The sequence below is a fragment of the Pseudomonas sp. GW704-F2 genome, from assembly GCF_059423025.1.
In genome coordinates this window covers 299,461-316,013 of sequence record NZ_JBWKXO010000002.1, presented here as the reverse complement: position 1 = coordinate 316,013, position 16,553 = coordinate 299,461, and the positions used below count along the sequence as shown (strand labels likewise).

General features: G+C 60.2%; 15 protein-coding genes and 3 pseudogenes. 7 read left to right on the top strand and 11 right to left on the bottom strand.

Going from position 1 to position 16,553, the window contains the following annotated elements; genetic code table 11:
• Positions 1-40: 40 nt before the first annotated feature.
• The 3 genes and pseudogenes from AC07W0_RS03345 (at position 41) to AC07W0_RS03335 (ending at position 1,327) form a co-directional block, all read left to right on the top strand.
• Positions 41-373 carry a DUF2790 domain-containing protein gene (locus AC07W0_RS03345; protein ID WP_102618040.1) on the top strand — a complete coding sequence of 111 codons (333 nt, stop codon included), beginning with the start codon at positions 41-43 and terminating at the stop codon, positions 371-373.
• 153 nt (positions 374-526) lie between these two features.
• A pseudogene (locus AC07W0_RS03340) lies at positions 527-679 on the top strand (chemotaxis protein); the annotation flags it as partial.
• 60 nt (positions 680-739) lie between these two features.
• The gene (locus AC07W0_RS03335; RefSeq protein ID WP_046384811.1) at positions 740-1,327 is read left to right on the top strand and encodes a flavin reductase family protein; all 588 of its coding nucleotides are present in this window, start codon (positions 740-742) and stop codon (positions 1,325-1,327) included.
• A gap of 6 nt (positions 1,328-1,333) precedes the next feature.
• Here AC07W0_RS03335 and AC07W0_RS03330 read toward each other — a convergent pair whose 3' ends face one another.
• Positions 1,334-2,143, bottom strand: a complete 810-nt coding sequence (locus tag AC07W0_RS03330; RefSeq protein ID WP_102618041.1) for an AraC family transcriptional regulator — start codon at positions 2,141-2,143, stop codon at positions 1,334-1,336.
• A gap of 140 nt (positions 2,144-2,283) precedes the next feature.
• Between AC07W0_RS03330 and AC07W0_RS03325 the strand changes: the two genes are divergently transcribed.
• Both AC07W0_RS03325 and ddlA read left to right on the top strand, forming a co-directional pair.
• A complete protein-coding gene (locus AC07W0_RS03325; protein ID WP_102618042.1) occupies positions 2,284-2,922 on the top strand; it encodes a LysE family transporter in 639 nt (212 codons plus the stop codon).
• A 44-nt stretch (positions 2,923-2,966) separates the two neighbouring features.
• A complete protein-coding gene (gene ddlA / locus AC07W0_RS03320) occupies positions 2,967-4,061 on the top strand; it encodes a D-alanine--D-alanine ligase (protein WP_017844486.1) in 1,095 nt (364 codons plus the stop codon).
• Between the two features lie 27 nt (positions 4,062-4,088).
• Here the strand turns inward: ddlA and AC07W0_RS03315 are convergent, their stop codons facing one another.
• From AC07W0_RS03315 to AC07W0_RS03275, 9 genes and pseudogenes are all read right to left on the bottom strand, one after another.
• The gene (locus AC07W0_RS03315; protein WP_046487461.1) at positions 4,089-4,403 is read right to left on the bottom strand and encodes a helix-turn-helix domain-containing protein; all 315 of its coding nucleotides are present in this window, start codon (positions 4,401-4,403) and stop codon (positions 4,089-4,091) included.
• 912 nt (positions 4,404-5,315) lie between these two features.
• Positions 5,316-6,038 (bottom strand): peptidoglycan editing factor PgeF, encoded by a 723-nt coding sequence (gene pgeF, locus AC07W0_RS03310; RefSeq protein ID WP_046487459.1) that lies wholly within the window; start codon positions 6,036-6,038, stop codon positions 5,316-5,318.
• A gap of 25 nt (positions 6,039-6,063) precedes the next feature.
• On the bottom strand, positions 6,064-7,893 hold the full coding sequence (gene ggt / locus AC07W0_RS03305; RefSeq protein WP_102618044.1) for a gamma-glutamyltransferase: 1,830 nt from the start codon (positions 7,891-7,893) through the stop codon (positions 6,064-6,066).
• A 35-nt stretch (positions 7,894-7,928) separates the two neighbouring features.
• Positions 7,929-8,708, bottom strand: coding sequence for a PhzF family phenazine biosynthesis protein (locus AC07W0_RS03300; protein ID WP_017844482.1), 780 nt, complete (start codon positions 8,706-8,708; stop codon positions 7,929-7,931).
• Positions 8,709-8,980: 272 nt separating this feature from the next.
• Positions 8,981-9,226 (bottom strand): annotated as a pseudogene (locus tag AC07W0_RS03295) (acyl-CoA dehydrogenase family protein); the annotation flags it as partial.
• A 3-nt stretch (positions 9,227-9,229) separates the two neighbouring features.
• A complete protein-coding gene (locus AC07W0_RS03290) occupies positions 9,230-9,994 on the bottom strand; it encodes a methyl-accepting chemotaxis protein (protein ID WP_371920077.1) in 765 nt (254 codons plus the stop codon).
• Between the two features lie 93 nt (positions 9,995-10,087).
• Positions 10,088-11,047 (bottom strand): annotated as a pseudogene (locus tag AC07W0_RS03285) (HAMP domain-containing protein); the annotation flags it as partial.
• Between the two features lie 286 nt (positions 11,048-11,333).
• Positions 11,334-12,488 (bottom strand): Fic family protein, encoded by a 1,155-nt coding sequence (locus AC07W0_RS03280; protein ID WP_102618046.1) that lies wholly within the window; start codon positions 12,486-12,488, stop codon positions 11,334-11,336.
• A 306-nt stretch (positions 12,489-12,794) separates the two neighbouring features.
• Entirely contained in the window at positions 12,795-13,313 is a 519-nt protein-coding gene (locus tag AC07W0_RS03275; RefSeq protein ID WP_017844477.1) for a carboxymuconolactone decarboxylase family protein, read from the bottom strand.
• 129 nt (positions 13,314-13,442) lie between these two features.
• Here AC07W0_RS03275 and AC07W0_RS03270 point away from each other — a divergent pair, with 129 nt between their 5' ends.
• Entirely contained in the window at positions 13,443-14,267 is an 825-nt protein-coding gene (locus AC07W0_RS03270; protein ID WP_102618047.1) for an AraC family transcriptional regulator, read from the top strand.
• 64 nt (positions 14,268-14,331) lie between these two features.
• Here the strand turns inward: AC07W0_RS03270 and AC07W0_RS03265 are convergent, their stop codons facing one another.
• Positions 14,332-15,210, bottom strand: a complete 879-nt coding sequence (locus AC07W0_RS03265; RefSeq protein WP_102618048.1) for a LysR family transcriptional regulator — start codon at positions 15,208-15,210, stop codon at positions 14,332-14,334.
• 109 nt (positions 15,211-15,319) lie between these two features.
• Here AC07W0_RS03265 and AC07W0_RS03260 point away from each other — a divergent pair, with 109 nt between their 5' ends.
• Positions 15,320-16,321, top strand: a complete 1,002-nt coding sequence (locus AC07W0_RS03260; protein ID WP_102618049.1) for a zinc-dependent alcohol dehydrogenase family protein — start codon at positions 15,320-15,322, stop codon at positions 16,319-16,321.
• Positions 16,322-16,553 lie beyond the last annotated feature (232 nt).

Here is a 16,553-nt window from a genome sequence, read left to right as displayed (position 1 = left end):
GGTTAGTCTCGACACTGAACTTTCAGTCGAGGAATGAACAATGAACTTTTATAAAACCAGCCTGGGTATATTGACGGCCATCCTGTCCTTCGGCGCATTGGCCGAAGGCGGCGGCGATCGCACGTTTGCGCTGACGATGGAGCGCAATGAACAAGCCATGACCGAGTACGCGGCCAGAGAGGGCAAAGCGGCCCCGGTGGTGCAGACCTATCGCTATGGCATGACCCTGGACATCGCCAAGGTGGTCAACGTGACACCACCGATCCGCTCATGCAGCCCCGTGCCCTCGCGCATGACCTACGAAGACACCAGCGGCAAGCTCAATACCCTGGAATATCAAGTGATGGGTATCTGCCGGAACAATGGCAGCTGACCGCTGTAAAAAGAGTGACGCCGGGCATTGAAGCGCTCTTCAGAAAACGCCGGCCACACCGATGAAGGCCGGGTGGAATGGTCGAATGCCAACTTCCTGCAGGAGCTGGCTTACTCGATGTCGCAACTGCAGGCGCGCGGCGAACACGTTGCCGATGCGGTGCGCCTGATGAGCGACGGCCGCCAGCAAGCCGAGCAGGGCCTGGCCCTGGCGGCCGAAGCCGGCACGGTGATCGTGGACATCCAGGACGGCGCACAAAAGGTCGTCAGCGCAGTCGGGCAGTTCGCCAACCAGCTCTCGAGCTGACCCGTAGGGCTTGTGCTTGAGGTATCGTAGGTTTTTTCACGATTGAAGAGCCGATCCTCCATGAGCCCCGACCACTGCCGCCCCGTTCCGCTGTCCAAGGCCTACCGCTTGCTCAACCACGGCCCGACCGTGCTGGTCAGCGCCGCGCATGACGGTCAGCGCAATATCATGGCTGCCGCCTGGGCCATGCCGTTGGATTTCGAACCGCCGAAAGTCGCCGTCGTGCTGGACAAGGCCACCTGGACCCGGCAACTGCTGGAACGCGCCGGCACCTTCGTGCTGCAGGTGCCCTGCGCGGCCCAGGCCGATCTCGTCCAGACGGTGGGCACTACCAGCGGCGCGGAACTCGACAAATTCGCCGCCTATGGCCTGCGCACCTTCAACGGTGAACACACTGAGGCGCCTTTGCTCGAAGGCTGCGTCGCCTGGTTGGAATGCCGCCTGTTGCCTGAGCCGCACACCCAGCAGACCTACGACCTGTTCCTCGGCGAAGTGGTCGCGGCGTATGCCGACGAGCGCGTGTTCAGCGAAGGGCACTGGCACTTCGAAGGCTTTGATCAACTGCGCACCTTGCACCATGTGGCGGGCGGGCATTTCCTCACGATCGGCCAGCCGATTGACGGGCAGCAGCTGACGCCCGCCGGTTGAGCGCGTTCAGCGCCCGAGCATCTTCACCCAGCGCGCCGGCGGCATGCCGTAGGTGCTGTGAAATTGCCGGGTCATGTGGCTCTGGTCGGTGAAGCCGGCGATCATCGCTGCGTCCACCAGCGTTTTGCCCTGGGCCAGCAGGCTGCGTACCAGATCCAGCCGGCGCATGGTCAGGTAGCGGTAAGGGCTGGTGCCGAACAACAAACGAAAATCCCGCGACAAGGCCCAGCGGTCGCGGCCGGCGTGTTCGGCGATTTCATCCAGGGTGATGCTGCGGCCCAGGGCGCTGTGGATAAATTCCCGGGCGCGTTCGGCGGCGACGTAATCGAAGGTCTTGCGGGTGGTGATCGCTCCCGAGGCGTTGTTCAAGGCTTGGGCCAGGTCGAACAGGGCGTCCTGCTCCTGCAGCCGGTCGATCGGGCAGTCCAGGCTTTGCAGCAACACTTCGCTGGCGCGAAACAGCCACGGGTCGGTGGACACCCCGCCGGGGATAAACGGCAACGGCTTGCCGCCGAGGATCTGTTGGACCAGCGCCGGCTCCACATAGATCATGCGGTACTTGAAGCCTTCCTCGCTGCCAGCGCGGCCGTCATGGGTCTCGTCGGGATGAATCACCATGGTGGTGCCGGGCAGGCCATGGGTCATGCCGCCGCGATAATGAAAACTCTGCACGCCGAACAAGGTGCGACCGATGGCATAGGTGTCATGGCGATGCAGGTCGAACGCGATGCCGGCGAAGTACGCCTCGATACGGTCCAGGCCACTGGCATGCGGCGCGCGGTGGACCCAGTCGAGGGTGGGGGTGGGTTTACCCATGGTGACTTGTCACAAGAAGAGGTGGAAACACGTTAACCGAGTCTGAGGCCCTTGTCTGCCGGGGTCTTGTACGATTGTGCAGGGAGGCAGGCGAGGCCTATGATCGCTGTTCGTGCCCTGTGCTGATGGAGTTGCCCGCCATGGATTTGCTCAACCCCGCCTACGTGACGCCCCTGATCTCGCTGGCCCTGCTGTGGACGGTGGCGGTGGTCACGCCCGGGCCCAATTTCTTCAACACCGCGCAACTGGCCGCCAGCTGTTCGCGCCGCCATGGCGTGGTGGCCTCGGCGGGTGTCGCGACTGGGACGATCCTGTGGGGGCTGGCCGGTGGGCTGGGCATAAAGTCGCTGTTTACCGCCGCTCCCATGCTGTACCTGGCGTTCAAGATCATCGGTGGCTGCTACCTGATCTACCTGGGGTTGAAGCTGTTCAAACGCTCGGCGCCGGCGATGGGGCAGAGCCGCTTGCCGGGCGGGCCCCGGCGCTCGTTGTTTTCCGCCTGGCGCCTGGGGTTGCTGGGCAATCTGTCCAATCCCAAGGCCGCGCTGTTCGTCGCCACCATCTTCGCGTCCACCATGCCGCCGTCGCCATCGCCGATGCTGTTGACCCTGGCGGTGATCATCATGGCCACCTTGTCGTTCAGCTGGTATTCCAGCGTGGCCCTGGTGTTTTCCAGTGCGCGCATGGCCGACCTCTACAGCCGCTCGCGTAAGTGGCTCGACCGTTTTGCCGGGAGTTGCTACATGCTGTTCGGTGTACATCTGGTAGCGAATCGCTGACCGCTCATGGTAAGAAGCCTTACTTTCAACAGTGAGGTCGGGTCATGAGCAAGGTGCGCGTAGGGATTATTTTTGGTGGCCGTTCGGCCGAGCACGAAGTCTCGCTGCAATCGGCGCGCAATATTGTCGATGCCCTCGACCGCTCGCGCTTCGAGCCGGTGCTGATCGGCATCGACAAGGCCGGTCACTGGCACCTTAACGACACCTCGAACTTCCTGATCAACCAGGAAAACCCGGCGCTGATCGCCCTCAACCAGTCCAACCGCGAACTGGCGGTGGTGCCGGGCAAGGCCAGCCAGCAAGTGGTGGAAACCGCCGGCAGCGGCCTGCTCGCGCACATCGATGTGATCTTCCCCATCGTCCACGGCACCCTCGGCGAGGACGGTTGCCTGCAAGGCCTGCTGCGCATGGCCGACCTGCCTTTCGTCGGCTCCGACGTGCTCGGCTCGGCGGTGTGCATGGACAAAGACATCAGCAAACGCTTGCTGCGCGACGCCGGCATTGCCGTCACGCCGTTTATCACCCTCAACCGCAACAACGCCGCGCGCACGTCGTTCGACATGGCGGTGGGCAAGCTCGGCCTGCCGATGTTCGTCAAACCCGCCAACCAAGGCTCTTCGGTGGGCGTGAGCAAAGTGAACGACGAGGCCGAATACCACGCCGCCGTCGAACTGGCCCTGGGCTTTGACGAGAAAGTGCTGGTGGAGTCCGCCGTCCACGGCCGCGAAATCGAATGCGCCGTGCTGGGCAACGAACATCCCATCGCCAGCGGTTGCGGCGAGATCGTGGTGAGCAGCGGCTTCTATTCCTACGACAGCAAGTACATCGACGACCAGGCGGCCCAAGTGGTGGTGCCGGCCGATATCAGCGTGCAAGCCAGCGAGCGGATTCGCCGCCTGGCCGTCGAAGCGTTCGAGGTGTTGGGGTGCGCAGGGCTGGCGCGGGTCGATGTGTTCCTCACCGAGGACGGCGAAGTGCTGATCAACGAAATCAACTCGTTGCCGGGTTTTACCCGGATCAGCATGTACCCCAAGCTGTGGCAGGCGGCGGGGATGAGCTACAGCGAGTTGGTCAGCCGCTTGATTGAACTGGCGTTGGAGCGGCATGCGGGGCGCAAGGGGTTGAAGATCAGCCGGTAGTCATCGCCCGGCGCGTCAGTAACGCCATCAGGCGTTACTGAGGACTTCCCGGAAAACGTCCGGTCTTATAGCCGCAATATGCAGCAGCGAACGTGCTGCGCCGGAGGGGGAGCGACGCCCTTGTTCCCACTCTTGAAGGGTTCTTATCGACACCCCCAACAGCTCGGCAAATTTGGCTTGCGACAACCCAGTCTTACTTCTTGCGTCCGCGGCTTGAGTGATTTCAACCTGGTGGACTGCGCCGTAAAGCCCCGCTTTGACATCCTGAATGGCTGCCAGTAATTCTTCGCCGATAGTGCGCTTGGCGTCACGTTCCTTCAGCTGTTTCTCAGTGAGTGGCATGGTTCATGTCCTTCGCGATTTTGTACAGGATATGCGCTGGAATAGGCTCGGTAGCGCCCTTGCCGTAAATCAGCAGGGCTACTACTGCTCCACACGACAATTGTGTGGTGTAGATGATCCGCACTGATCCACTTTTACCTCGGCCTTCCAGGCTCCAGCGTACTTTGCGGCAGCCACCCGAGCCGGGAATAGCGGTTCCGGCGTCTGACGTAGCTTCTGGCAAGAAAGGGCGGGCCAGAAAATCGCAGTAGTGGAGCCGCTGTTCAAGGGCGTTTTTATCGCAAAAAATGACATGGCACTTTGCGTTTTGTCTCAGGGAGCATAGGTATCCACACAACTTTGGCGTGGTCCTGAACCTGTGGTGAGGGAGCTTGCTCCCGTGACGGCTCGGGAGCCGACGACTATCTAACTGATGCCCCGCGACCTAAATGTGGGAGGGGTGGTGCGACGATTCGACTTGCCCCCGATGGCGGCCTGACAGCCGACCAAGATGTTGGATCAGACTGAGTACATATCCGTTGCTGCGGTAACGGCGGCTATTGGTTCCGCTCTTACAGCGGCTCACTTTTGGAAAGGCCGGAATGCCGGCCCAGCCAAAAGTAAGCAAAAGGCCTTCGCCCCACCACTCGGCACCTCGCCTAGGCTCGGTGTGCCCGTAATCCGACATTGATTTGGGGGGCCGCCGCCACGCGCCATCCATGGCGCGGGGCGGCTAAACCGGCATCCCTGCCGGTTTACCCCCCAAATCAATATCGAATTCCGGCCAGCGTGGTTTAACGGGGCGCCTGAGATCAAAAGCAAAATCAAGAGCGGCTCGCTTCGCATCGTGGTTACCGTTGGCTGCTACAAAGTTGTGTAGATACCTATGCTCGGGGAGAGGACATTCAAAAGAGGGCTGTAGGCCTTTGTTAATCAGCTTGTACGAGCAATCCACGAATACAACAACGTCTTCGCCTCTTGCGGTTGATGCGTGCGTCGGCGGTAGCTGGCAAACGTCGGTGATGTGCAATAGGTACACACCTCACTCACTTCAATCTGCTCGCGCCGAATGCCTGCCGCTTGCAGCAGCATCAGCCCATACCCGCTCAAGTCAAACCATGCGCTGCCCGCTTGTCTCGCCTGGGGCGGTGCAATTTCCGGCGTCAGCAGCGGTGCCGGTTGCTCAGCGCTCCATGGCGCCTGGCGGTGTGGCCACAGGTGCCCTTGGTCCGACTGGAACTCGGCAATAAACGCCGCGCTCACCTCATAACAACAGGGCTTGATCGACGGCCCGATTGCCACCTGCAATTGATCGACAGCCACTCCTTCAGCGGCAAAGCGCTGCACGGCGCTGGCGATGATCCCGCGTTGCAGGCCCTTCCAGCCACCATGCACAGCGGCCACCCAGTCACCGTTGTTCGAGGCGAACAGAATGGGCAGGCAGTCGGCGGTGATCACCGCGATCGGGTGGTGATGGCGCGTCAACACGCCATCGGCTTCGACCGTATTGGCCACCCGATCTGCCTGCCATTCCATCACCGACGCACTGTGTATCTGCTTGCAGATGAACAGCTCTTCCGGCCGCTGCGGGTCATTGATCGAACAAAAACCGTGGTCGACACCAGGAACGGAACCGAGATTGTTTGCCTTGCGCACTGTGCTGTTCTCCGTGCATTAACGATCAATCGCCCAACGCCTCCCCCTCCCGCCGAGGGTCGGCACCACCGCTCAGCAGCACCTTGCCCTGCGCATCCCGCGTGCGAACGATGGCTTGGATGCCACTGGTCATCTCGATCTCGCTCAGCGCATGGCCCTTGTCCCTGAGCGCCTGTTTCAACGCCGGGCTGAACAGGCCGGTTTCCAGTTCGGTAGCGCCATTGCGGCTGCCGAAGTTGGGCAGGCTGATCGCGGCTTGCGGGTCGAGTTGCCAGTCGAGCATCGCCACCAGGGACTTGCTCACGTATTCGATGATCTGCGAGCCGCCCGGCGAACCCAGGGTGGCCAGCAACTCACCGCTGTGGCGGTCGAACACCAGGGTCGGCGCCATGGCCGAGCGCGGGCGTTTGCCGGGTTGCACGCGGTTGGCCACCGGCTGGCCGTTTTCTTCGGGAATGAACGAGAAGTCGGTCATCTGGTTGTTGAGCACAAAGCCCTGGACCATCAGGTGCGAGCCAAATGCGGACTCCACCGTGGTGGTCATCGACACGGCGCCACCCTGGTCATCCACCGCCACCACTTGTGAGGTGGAGATGCGCAGCGGCGAGCGGTCCGGGGCATACGCCACTTGAATGCCCGCCGGTTGGCCCGGCTGCGCGATGCCCAGGCTGCGTTCACCGATCAGCGCGGCGCGTCGGGCCAGGTAATCCGGGGCGACCAGGCCGGCGACCGGCACCGGCACAAAGTCGGCATCGGCTACATACAGGGCGCGGTCGGCAAAGGCCAGGCGCCCGGCTTCGGCGATCAGGTGAACCGCCTCGGGCGTGGGCTCAAGGCCGGCGGGGGAGGCGCTCTTGAGCGGCGTCATGGGCGCGATGGCCAGGCGTGGGTCGCGGGCTTGCAGGGCCTGCAACGTGCCGAGGATCTGCGCGATGGCAATCCCGCCCGACGACGGCGGCGGCATGCCACAGATTTTCCAGCGCTTGTAATCGGTACACAGCGGCGCGCGTTCCTTGGCCGCGTAGCCTGCAAGGTCGGCCTCGGACAGGCTGCCCGCGTTGCGGTGGCCCTGCACCTTGCGCGCAATCTCATCGGCGATCGGGCCGTGGTACAGCGCGTCCGGGCCTTCCTCGGCGATGCGCTTGAACACGGCGGCCAGCGCCGGGTTTTTCAATAGGGTGCCGGTGGCTTTGGGCGTGCCATCGGCGTTCAGAAAGTAGGCCGCCATCTCCGGCGACTGTGGGATAAAACGGTCAGCGGCAATCAGGCTGTGCAAGCGCGGCGAGATGGCGAAGCCGTGTTCCGACAGCCGGATCGCCGGCTCGAACAACCGGGCCCAGGGCAGATGCCCGGTCTTTTTGTGCGCCAGCTCCAGCGCTCGCAACACCCCCGGCGTGCCCACCGAACGCCCGCCGATCTGCGCTGCGGTAAACGCCATCGGCTGCCCGTCGGGCTTGAGGAACAAGCGCTCGGTCGCCCCGGCCGGTGCGGTTTCCCGGCCGTCATACGCCTGCACGCGGTTCCCGTCCCACAGCATGATGAATGCGCCGCCGCCAATCCCCGACGACTGCGGCTCCACCAGCGTCAACACCGCCTGCATGGCAATCGCCGCGTCGATTGCCGAACCGCCCTGGCGCAACATCTCGCGCCCGGCTTCGGCCGCCAGCGGGTTGGCCGCCGCCGCCATATGCTGCGCGGCGTGGCGCGGGCTGAGGTCGGCGCGATAGCCCGAGCCCAACTCCGGCGCCGCTGGCGGTTCGTTGACCGGGGAGTGGCAGGCTACCAGGGCCAGGGCTGCGGCAATGACCGTCAGGTGACGGCGGGCAATCGAAAACACGCGTTGAACTCCGTTCATTTTGCGAATGATCTGTCGTTCTTGGGGAGTGCGTTTTACAGGTAGATCGAGCCCTGCATATACAGCACAGCCTTGCCGGAAATAATCACCCGGTCGCCCTTGAGGGCACAGCGCAACTGGCCCTTGCGCGTGCCGCCCTGCTCGGCGCTCAGGCTTGTCTTGCCCAGGCGCTCGGCCCAGAACGGCGCCAGCGAGGTGTGCGCCGAACCGGTGACAGGGTCTTCATTGACCCCCACATTCGGGCCGAACCAACGGGAAATGAAATCGAACCGCGCACTCTTGGCCGTCACCGCAATCCCGCGTTTGGGCAGGCCCTTGAGCCGGGCGAAATCCGGGGTGAGCGCGGCGACCTGGGCTTCGTCGTCGAGCAACACGATGTAGTCATCGGTGCCGAACACCTCGGCGCGTTCAATCCCCAGCGCGCTCAACATTCCGGCAGGCGGCTCGCACGCCTGTGGCGCTTTCGCCGGGAAATCCATCGCCAGTTCATCGCCCTCGCGGGTTACCCGGAGCTCGCCGCTGCGCGTTGCAAACCGCAGCACGTCAGGCGCATCCGCCAACGCATTGATCAACACCCACGCCGCTGCAAGCGTGGCATGGCCGCACAGGTCGACTTCGACGGTCGGGGTGAACCAGCGCAACTCATAAAAATCGTCACGGGGTACGAAGTAGGCGGTTTCGGACAGGTTGTTTTCGGCGGCGATGTTTTGCAGTTGCGCGTCGCTCAGCCACTCGGTCAGCGGGCACACCGCAGCGGGGTTGCCGCCGAAAGGGTGTTGGCTGAAGGCGTCGACTTGGTAGATGTCCAGTTTCACCGTGGTGTACTCCATGTGCGAGGGGGAGGCTGGACACTAACAGCGGGCTGCGGGGAGCGTCAAAATACAGATGGGCTGTTTTTTTGCGCGCATGCAGGATGCCGCGAGGGAGGCGGCAGGGCTTTTTCGATGTTGCGGAAAAAAATGCCCCGGCAGGCTGGGGCATTTTCAGCTCGCGGTGTTACATGCTCCGAGGTTATTTCTCCGCGCGGTTTTGCTGGCCGCCTGCCCCGCCCCGACCAGGACGGCCAGCAGGGTCAGCTGGTAAAACGCACGTCGGCACCGGTGTCGTCCTGTTGGGCGTACAGGTCGATCCAGCCGGCGAACAGGCTGCCGGTGCTGTAGTACTTGGTGCCGTTGGCGACCCATTGCTCGCCCTGGCGGCTGATGCGGGTAATCACCTGGCCGATCTTCACGTCACCGACTTCGGTCCAGGTATTACCGACCAGTTCCCCGGCCACAAACCGCTTGAACCAGGCATTCTGTGGGCTGAATGCCTGGGCGTTGAGGCGGTGTTCGGGTCAGATACGGAAACTGCCCACCAGATGCTTCAAGCGTGCCGCCTGCTGTTCCAGGTCGGCGCAGGCGCGCAGGGTCGATTGCAGGTTTTCCACGCCTTCCTGATTGAGCGTGTTGATCTCGGTGATGTCCATGTTGATCGACTCCACCACCGAGGTCTGCTCCTCGGTGGCAGTGGCGACTGACTGGTTCATCCCATCGATCTCGCCGATGCGCTGGGTCACGCTGTTCAAGCGTTCGCCGACCTGGTTGGCGATCTCTACGCTGTCGAGGCTGTGGCGCTGGCTTTCGCCCATGGTGTTGACCGAATCCCGGGCGCCGACTTGCAGCTCCTCGATCATCGTTTGCACCTGTTGCGCCGACTCCTGGGTGCGGTGCGCCAGGTTGCGCACTTCATCGGCCACCACGGCAAACCCACGCCCGGCGTCACCCGCCCGGGCGGCTTCGATGGCTGCGTTGAGCGCCAGCAGGTTGGTTTGCTGGGAAATGCTGGTGATTACTTCGAGGATCTGCCCGATATTCACCGTTTTGCTGTTCAGCGACTCGATATTCGTACTCGACGCGCTGAGCATTTCCGACAGCTGATTCATTGCACCGATGTTGCGTTCCACCACTTGCTGACCCTGCTCGGCCATCCCGCGCGCGTCGCTGGCCTGGTGCGAGGCCTCAGCCGCATTACGGGCTATTTCCTGAGCCGCGGCCCCCAGTTCGTTGATGGCGGCGGCCACACTGTTGGTTCGGCTAGCCTGTTCGTCGGAGTTGAGCATGGATGAGTTGGAGGCGCTGACCACGCGCATTGCCACTTCGTTGACGTGCTCGGTCGCCGACGAGACCTCTCGGATCGAGGTGTGGATGCGTTCGACAAAACGGTTGAACGCATTGCCCAGCATGCCGAACTCGTCATGCGTGTGGATGACCAGGCGTTTGGTGAGGTCACCTTCGCCTTGGGCAATGTCCTCCATGGCGCGGGTCATCGCGTGCAGCGGTTGGAGCAATACGCGGATCAGCAGACTCAGCAGGACGATGATGATGACCACCGCAACGATGGTGGCAATCACCGCCGAATAGCGGAACTTGCTCAGCGTCGCGTAAGCCTTGTCTTTATCGATAGACAGGCCGATGTACCAGTTGGCCGAAGGGAGACCTTTGATCGGTGCGAAGGTCAGCAAGCGGGCTTGCCCGTTGACCTGGACCTCGGTCAGCTCGCCGGAAAGTTTCGGGGTGTGTGTAGGGTACAAATCCGAAAGCGACTTCATGACCAGCGCTTTGTCCGGATGGACCAGGATCTTGCCCTGATCGTTGACCAGGAAGGCATACCCCATGCCGCCAAAGTTCAACGAGTTGATGATTTCCACCAGGCCATCCAACGCCAGATCGCCGCCGACCACGCCGATGTTGCTGGAAACCTTGCTGATGACACCAATGACCATCTTGTTGGTGGCCATATCGATATAAGGCTCAGTCAGCATGGCGCCGCTGGCGTTCATACCGTCCTTGTACCAAGCCCGGGAGCGCGGGTCATAGCCATCGGGCATCTTGGTGTCCGGACGAATACTGAAGCTGCCGTCGACCTTGCCTAGGTAGTCGGTAAGAAAACTTGAGGTCAGGACGCTTTCATCCATCAGCGTCTCGGCATTGGCAGGCTCCCTGGCAATGTTCTGCGCCAGGTTCGTCACCAGATTGATCCGCCCCTCCAGCAGGTTGCGAATATTGGTGGAGGTCGACTCACCCATTTCAGCCAAATAGTTTTCCAGGCTGGTGCGGGTGGCATTGCGCTGTAGATAGTCGTTGTACAGCGTGAACAGGGTGAAGGCGAGCATCACTATCAGCGACACGGCCAAAAGAATTTTATGACTGAAACGAAGGCTTTTATTCATGGCGTATTGAGTTCGCTAGGTCTTTTGCAGGGACTGTGGAAGCGTATCGGCTGGAGCCTGGTAAACCTTGAGATGCGAAGAGCCTGTTTACTGCGACGGAGGAAGGTAAAGGGGGCAAGGAGCGACCGCCAGAAACAACGAAGCCCGCAGGAGGCGGGCTTCTTGAGGGGAGTCATAGACTGCTGCACAGCGGCGGGCGATTTCCGCTCATTCGGTCTTTAATCGATGCTCAGGGTCTTTCCAGCGGCTCAGGTATGAAGCCTTGCTCCCTGAGGGACTTGATTACACCTCGAATGAGATAGTTGTTGGAAAAACCGATCGTGTACTGCCTCGCGCCTGCGTTCAGCGGTAGAAGCATCCCTTGGTCCACCAGCTTTTTGATCAGGTAAGTCCGTTGATTGCTCGACTGCTGTGGGAGTACGGCTGCTACATCTGCCGATTTTACGACCTTCAGTTTTATTGCGGCCAACAGCACCGCTTCCTCTACCTCCGTGATCCATTTTCGTTCCCGTGCGAAGGCCACGGCAGGCACGAGTATGCATTTGCTCAGGTATGCGTAGTCTGTGAGGCGATCGACTTTCTCCAGCTCCTCACGAACCCCTTCCAGCACGTAGGTACACCACGCCTCCAGTCCGTCCTTTGTTCCTTTGTCGGCGGTGGCAAGCATTGCGTAATAGCGCTCACGATCGTTGCAGAATACCGCCGTAGGATTCAGGACACGGCCGCCGGCGTTGACGTTGAAACCATACTTGATCAGGAGTGCGTAGGTTAGCAGCCTGACCACGCGGCCATTGCCATTGCCGAATGGATGTATCCATCCAAATCTATGGTGAGCGAGCGCAACCTTCATGAGGTCGTATTTCGGGGGTGCTTCGTGATTCACGAATGCGACAAGTTCCTGCATATACGCTTGAACGTGGATGAAGTCAGGAGGCTGGTGATCAGACTGAGATATTCTGACCCCTCCACTGCGATAGGCTCCGGGCGTTTTGTCGCCCTCACGCACCAGATCGTCGACGGTCATCGCGTGCAGCTCTCGAATCATCTGCTCGGTCAGCGCTGCGCCGGGCGCCATGATCCGCTCAATGTAGTCCATCGCCTTTTCAATATTGGCCACCTCGCGCAACGGGTCCGTGTCCTGGGCCTTACCTTCGACCTTGCTGTCTATATAGTCCGCCAACGTCGTGTGGTTGCCTTCTATGCGGGCAGAACCGAGGCTTTCCAGTGCATGGAAAAGCGATTTGAGTTGGTAGAACACCTGCGGCGGCGTATCACCTTCAAGCCTTAGGCGACGCAGATGCTCCAGTTCGCTCAGTACATCGACAAGGTCCGAGTCAAAGGATGGATTGAGAAGCTCAAGGTCGTGATGGATAAATGTAGGCATATGGAAAGATATCTCAAACCGGCCGAAAGGTTATCTTGAAAAAAATCAGGTAAGCTGCCGTAATTAAAGGTGTTTTGTTGGCATATGATAAATATTATCTTGAATTCAGGCTTAAGCTAACTCAAAAATGAGCAATGATTAAGTGAGAAATCTCGATGGTTAGCGGAGGGCATGGCGAGGATGTGCTTTCGGCAGGTCTGAATGATGGGGCCTTTGAGCGTCATGAATCGCCGCCAGGCCTTCAAGGTCAGCAGCAAGGGCTGACCTTGGTATTGCAGGTGCTGGAAACTGCTACGGAAATAGCCGTTAGTTTGACGATGGCGGGAAGTCGATATCGGTAGCGGCGATGTTGTTCAAATAGTTGGTCAGGGTTAACAGCGTGATCTGTGCCACCACCTCCACGATCTTGCTATCGGTAAGACCGGCGTTGTGCGCTGCGGTGATCTGGGCATCACTCAATTGTCCGCGGCTTTCGGTGATTTGATGCGCCAGAGCCGCGACCGCGCTGAGTGTGCCCATGCGTGCTTTGCCAACGGCCTCCTCGCTCAAGCCAGCCTTGGCCCCAAAGAATGCATGTGCGGCCACGCAGTAGTCGCAACCGTTGACCTCTGACGCAGCGAGGGCAACGACCTCACGCTCAACGGCACTCAGTGAGGTTTTACCCAAGGCCTGAGCGAGGCTCTGGTAACCACTCAATGCGGCCGGGGAGTGAGCCAGGGTTTTAAATACGTTGGGAATAAACCCAAGACCTTTTTGGATACCTTCAAGAGCAGCGCGCGAGCCAGCAGGGGCTTGGTCCAGCGAGAGAGCAGCGATACGAGTCATGGTAATTCTCCAGTAGATTGATTAGCCGGCTTGTCGATCAAGCCTGGTGTCAATATTAGGGAGGCAGACTTTCCTTTCGGATTCAGATCGTCGAACTTATGCAACAGATCGTCTAAATTTGAGCGAGCCATGGACCGATTATCGACACTGCTTAAACACTTCAATCTGCACGCGTCCACGTTTCACCAGGGTGGTTTTTGCGGAACAACCAACCTCTATGGGCAGGGTAGTTTCGGACACGCACATTTACTGCGTTCGGGACGCCTGGCCCTAAGGGACAAGCGCGGCCAGCTCATTGAGTTGACGGAACCCAGCCTGATTCTGGCGGTGCGCCCGCAGGAGCATCAGTTGCTGGCGATCGAAGCAGATGAAGCGGAGTTGGTCTGTGCAACCTTGCAATTTGATGGCGGGGCGAACAATCCCCTGACTCTGGCTTTACCGGATTTCATCATCAAGCCACTTCGTGAATTGCAGGGGCTGAGTGGCACCCTCGACTGGCTATTTGAAGAAGCCTTCGGCGACGAGTGTGGCCGTGATGTCATCCTCAACCGTCTGTTCGAGCTGATGGTGATTCAGCTGCTTCGCCACCTCATCGCCAGTCGTAGCATTGCGTCAGGGATGATGGCCGGATTGGCTAATGCTCAGCTGTCCCGCGCGCTTGTAGGCATCCACAACGAACCACAGCGCAATTGGTCCGTGGCGGAGTTGGCGGATCGCTCAGGTATGTCACGCGCCAGCTTTGCTGCGCACTTTCGCGAGACGGTGGGTAGTACCCCTGCAGATTATCTGGCGAACTGGCGAATCAGCTTGACGCAGAAGCGCCTGCGTGAAGGGCGCCCCATCGCGTTGATTGCCGATGAGGTTGGCTATGAAAGTCCGTCTGCGTTAGCCCGTACTTTTCGGCGCAAAGTTGGTGCAAGCCCGAAGGAATGGCTCCAGCACACTAGGGGATGACGTCTAACCGATTGGTGGCGCAATCGCAGGAATGATCACGGTCCTGGGCTCAGTGTGGAAACCCTCACAGGTGTGCCCGGAGAAAATCGATGAACGCCATCGTCCGCGCTGAATGTCGCCGCTCACGACTGAACACGGCACTTACAGGCAGCGCGGTGTTCTGATAATCGTTGAGCACACTACGAACGTTGCCTTGTTCGACGTCAGCTGCGAACAGCCATTCTGGAGAAAGAGAAATGCCCAGGCCGCAGAGGACCATTTCACGGATGGCATCGCTGCTGTTGCTGGTGACGTTGCCTTTGATAGCCACATCGAACTCTCCTGCACCGTGCTTGAAGTGCCAGGTGTCATAGTGCTCCAGCAACGTGAAACCGATGCAGTTGTGGCCTGTCAGGTCATCGGGCTCGCGTGGCAGACCGTGTAGATCCAGATAGGCGGGCGCGGCATAGACCCGCCGCGTGCTGGTACCCAGAGACATTGCCACCAATCCCTCGCTCTTGACCGTCCCGATCCGGATCGCAAGGTCGATGTTTTCCTTGAGCAGGTCTTCATTGTAATCGCTCAGCCGCAGGTCAATCCGGACCTCGGGATAGCGCTGCAGAAAAGTCCCTACCAGCGGCGCTATGCACAACCTCCCGTAACTGACCGGTGCCGTTACTCTCAGGGGACCTGCGATCTGCTCCTGGCCGCAGGCAAAGCTAAGCGTGGCGGTTTCGAGGTGGCCGAGAATTTCTTGGCAGTGGCTGTAGAAGCGTTGGCCCTGGTCGGTCAGGGCCAGGTGCCGGGTGCTGCGGGCGAACAATGGCCCGCCCAGATACTGCTCCAGTGCGCGGACTTGCTTGCTCACTGCCGGCTGCCCCATGTTCAGCTCTCGAGCTACCGCAGAAAACGACCCGCGCTCCACGACGCGTACAAAGATGTGCATGTTGTCGAACAGGTCCATCGGCAATTAGGCCTCTTTGTGGAATAAGTCATATGCAAATTCAGTTTCTTATCGGAACAATGAAAGCGCGGCAACCTGTAAGCGTCCACTCAATCATAGGGTTTGCGTCATGAATCACACCATGCTTGCCGCTATCGCCGAATCTGCCCAGGTCCCTCTGACCGTCCGCCACATCGCTCGCCCTGTTCCAGGTAAAGGGCAGGTCCTGATCAGGGTTCACGCCGCGGGGGTCAATCCTCTCGATACCAAGATCGCGATCGGCGCAGGCGCCCACGCCCGTCAGGCGCTGCCGGCAGTACTCGGCCTGGACCTGGCTGGAACGGTCATCGAACTGGGCGAGGCGGTTGAAGGCTTCACCCCTGGCCAGGAAGTCTTCGGTATGGCCGGCGGGATCGGCGGCGCCCAGGGCACCATGGCCGAGTACATTGCCGTGGATGCACGTCTGATCGCGTTAAAGCCGCACAGACTCGACATGCGTGAGGCGGCCGCATTGCCTTTGGTATTCATTACTGCGTGGGAAGGGTTGGTGGATCGCGCCAATGTCCGTGCAGGTCAACGTGTGCTGATTCATGGCGGCGCAGGCGGGGTCGGCCAAGTGGCTGTGCAACTGGCAAAGGCTCGCGGTGCCGAAGTCTATGCCACCGGTTCGGCGGCGAGTCTCGACTTCATTCGCTCACTGGGTGCAAGGGCTATTGACTACCGTGCGCAGAGCGTAGATGACTATGTCGAGCAGCATACGGCGGGGGAAGGTTTCGACATCGTCTACGACACGGTGGGAGGCAGCACCCTGGATGCGGCGTTCAAGGCAGTGAAGCCTTATACCGGGCACGTACTGAGCTGCCTGGGTTGGGGGCAGCACAGCCTCGCGCCGCTGTCGTTTAAAAGCGCAACCTACTCGGGCGTATTTACTCTGACGCCGTTGCTCACAGGCAAGGGGCGCGAAAACCACGGGGCTATCCTGCGCGAGGCCGCCGCGCTGGCAAATGCCGGGCAACTGACGATCCGGATAGATCAGCAGCCATTTGGACTGAATGAAGTCAACGAAGCGTTTCGCCAGGTCGCGGAAGGCCGCGGCAAGGGCAAGACGGTAATCCATTTGGTGAGCGAATAGTCCCCAACGACTTCAACGGTGTGCAGCCCTCCGTGAATGGTTCATACCGCATTACGCACTCACATTTGCCGGTCTTAAAAATGCCTTTATTTTGTCATGTTCCTGCAATCAACCCATGCGAGTTTGGTCGCCGGAAAATAGGACGCAACCGAGTGTTTCAGTGCGCTAATACGCTGTTTTAAATATGGAAAATTGATTTTAATGTCGATGTTTTGTCAGAGCATGGATAAGT

Excerpts from the sequence above, each read along its gene's own strand:
- AC07W0_RS03290 (WP_371920077.1), bottom strand. The coding sequence starts at position 9,994 with ATGCTCAACTCCGACGAACAGGCTAGCCGAACCAACAGTGTGGCCGCC.
- AC07W0_RS03260 (WP_102618049.1), top strand. The coding sequence starts at position 15,320 with ATGAATCACACCATGCTTGCCGCTATCGCCGAATCTGCCCAGGTCCCT.
- AC07W0_RS03325 (WP_102618042.1), top strand. The coding sequence starts at position 2,284 with ATGGATTTGCTCAACCCCGCCTACGTGACGCCCCTGATCTCGCTGGCC.
- AC07W0_RS03345 (WP_102618040.1), top strand. The coding sequence starts at position 41 with ATGAACTTTTATAAAACCAGCCTGGGTATATTGACGGCCATCCTGTCC.
- ddlA (WP_017844486.1), top strand. The coding sequence starts at position 2,967 with ATGAGCAAGGTGCGCGTAGGGATTATTTTTGGTGGCCGTTCGGCCGAG.
- AC07W0_RS03280 (WP_102618046.1), bottom strand. The coding sequence starts at position 12,488 with ATGCCTACATTTATCCATCACGACCTTGAGCTTCTCAATCCATCCTTT.
- ggt (WP_102618044.1), bottom strand. The coding sequence starts at position 7,893 with ATGAACGGAGTTCAACGCGTGTTTTCGATTGCCCGCCGTCACCTGACG.
- AC07W0_RS03315 (WP_046487461.1), bottom strand. The coding sequence starts at position 4,403 with ATGCCACTCACTGAGAAACAGCTGAAGGAACGTGACGCCAAGCGCACT.
- AC07W0_RS03335 (WP_046384811.1), top strand. The coding sequence starts at position 740 with ATGAGCCCCGACCACTGCCGCCCCGTTCCGCTGTCCAAGGCCTACCGC.
- AC07W0_RS03275 (WP_017844477.1), bottom strand. The coding sequence starts at position 13,313 with ATGACTCGTATCGCTGCTCTCTCGCTGGACCAAGCCCCTGCTGGCTCG.
- AC07W0_RS03265 (WP_102618048.1), bottom strand. The coding sequence starts at position 15,210 with ATGGACCTGTTCGACAACATGCACATCTTTGTACGCGTCGTGGAGCGC.
- AC07W0_RS03270 (WP_102618047.1), top strand. The coding sequence starts at position 13,443 with ATGGACCGATTATCGACACTGCTTAAACACTTCAATCTGCACGCGTCC.
- AC07W0_RS03330 (WP_102618041.1), bottom strand. The coding sequence starts at position 2,143 with ATGGGTAAACCCACCCCCACCCTCGACTGGGTCCACCGCGCGCCGCAT.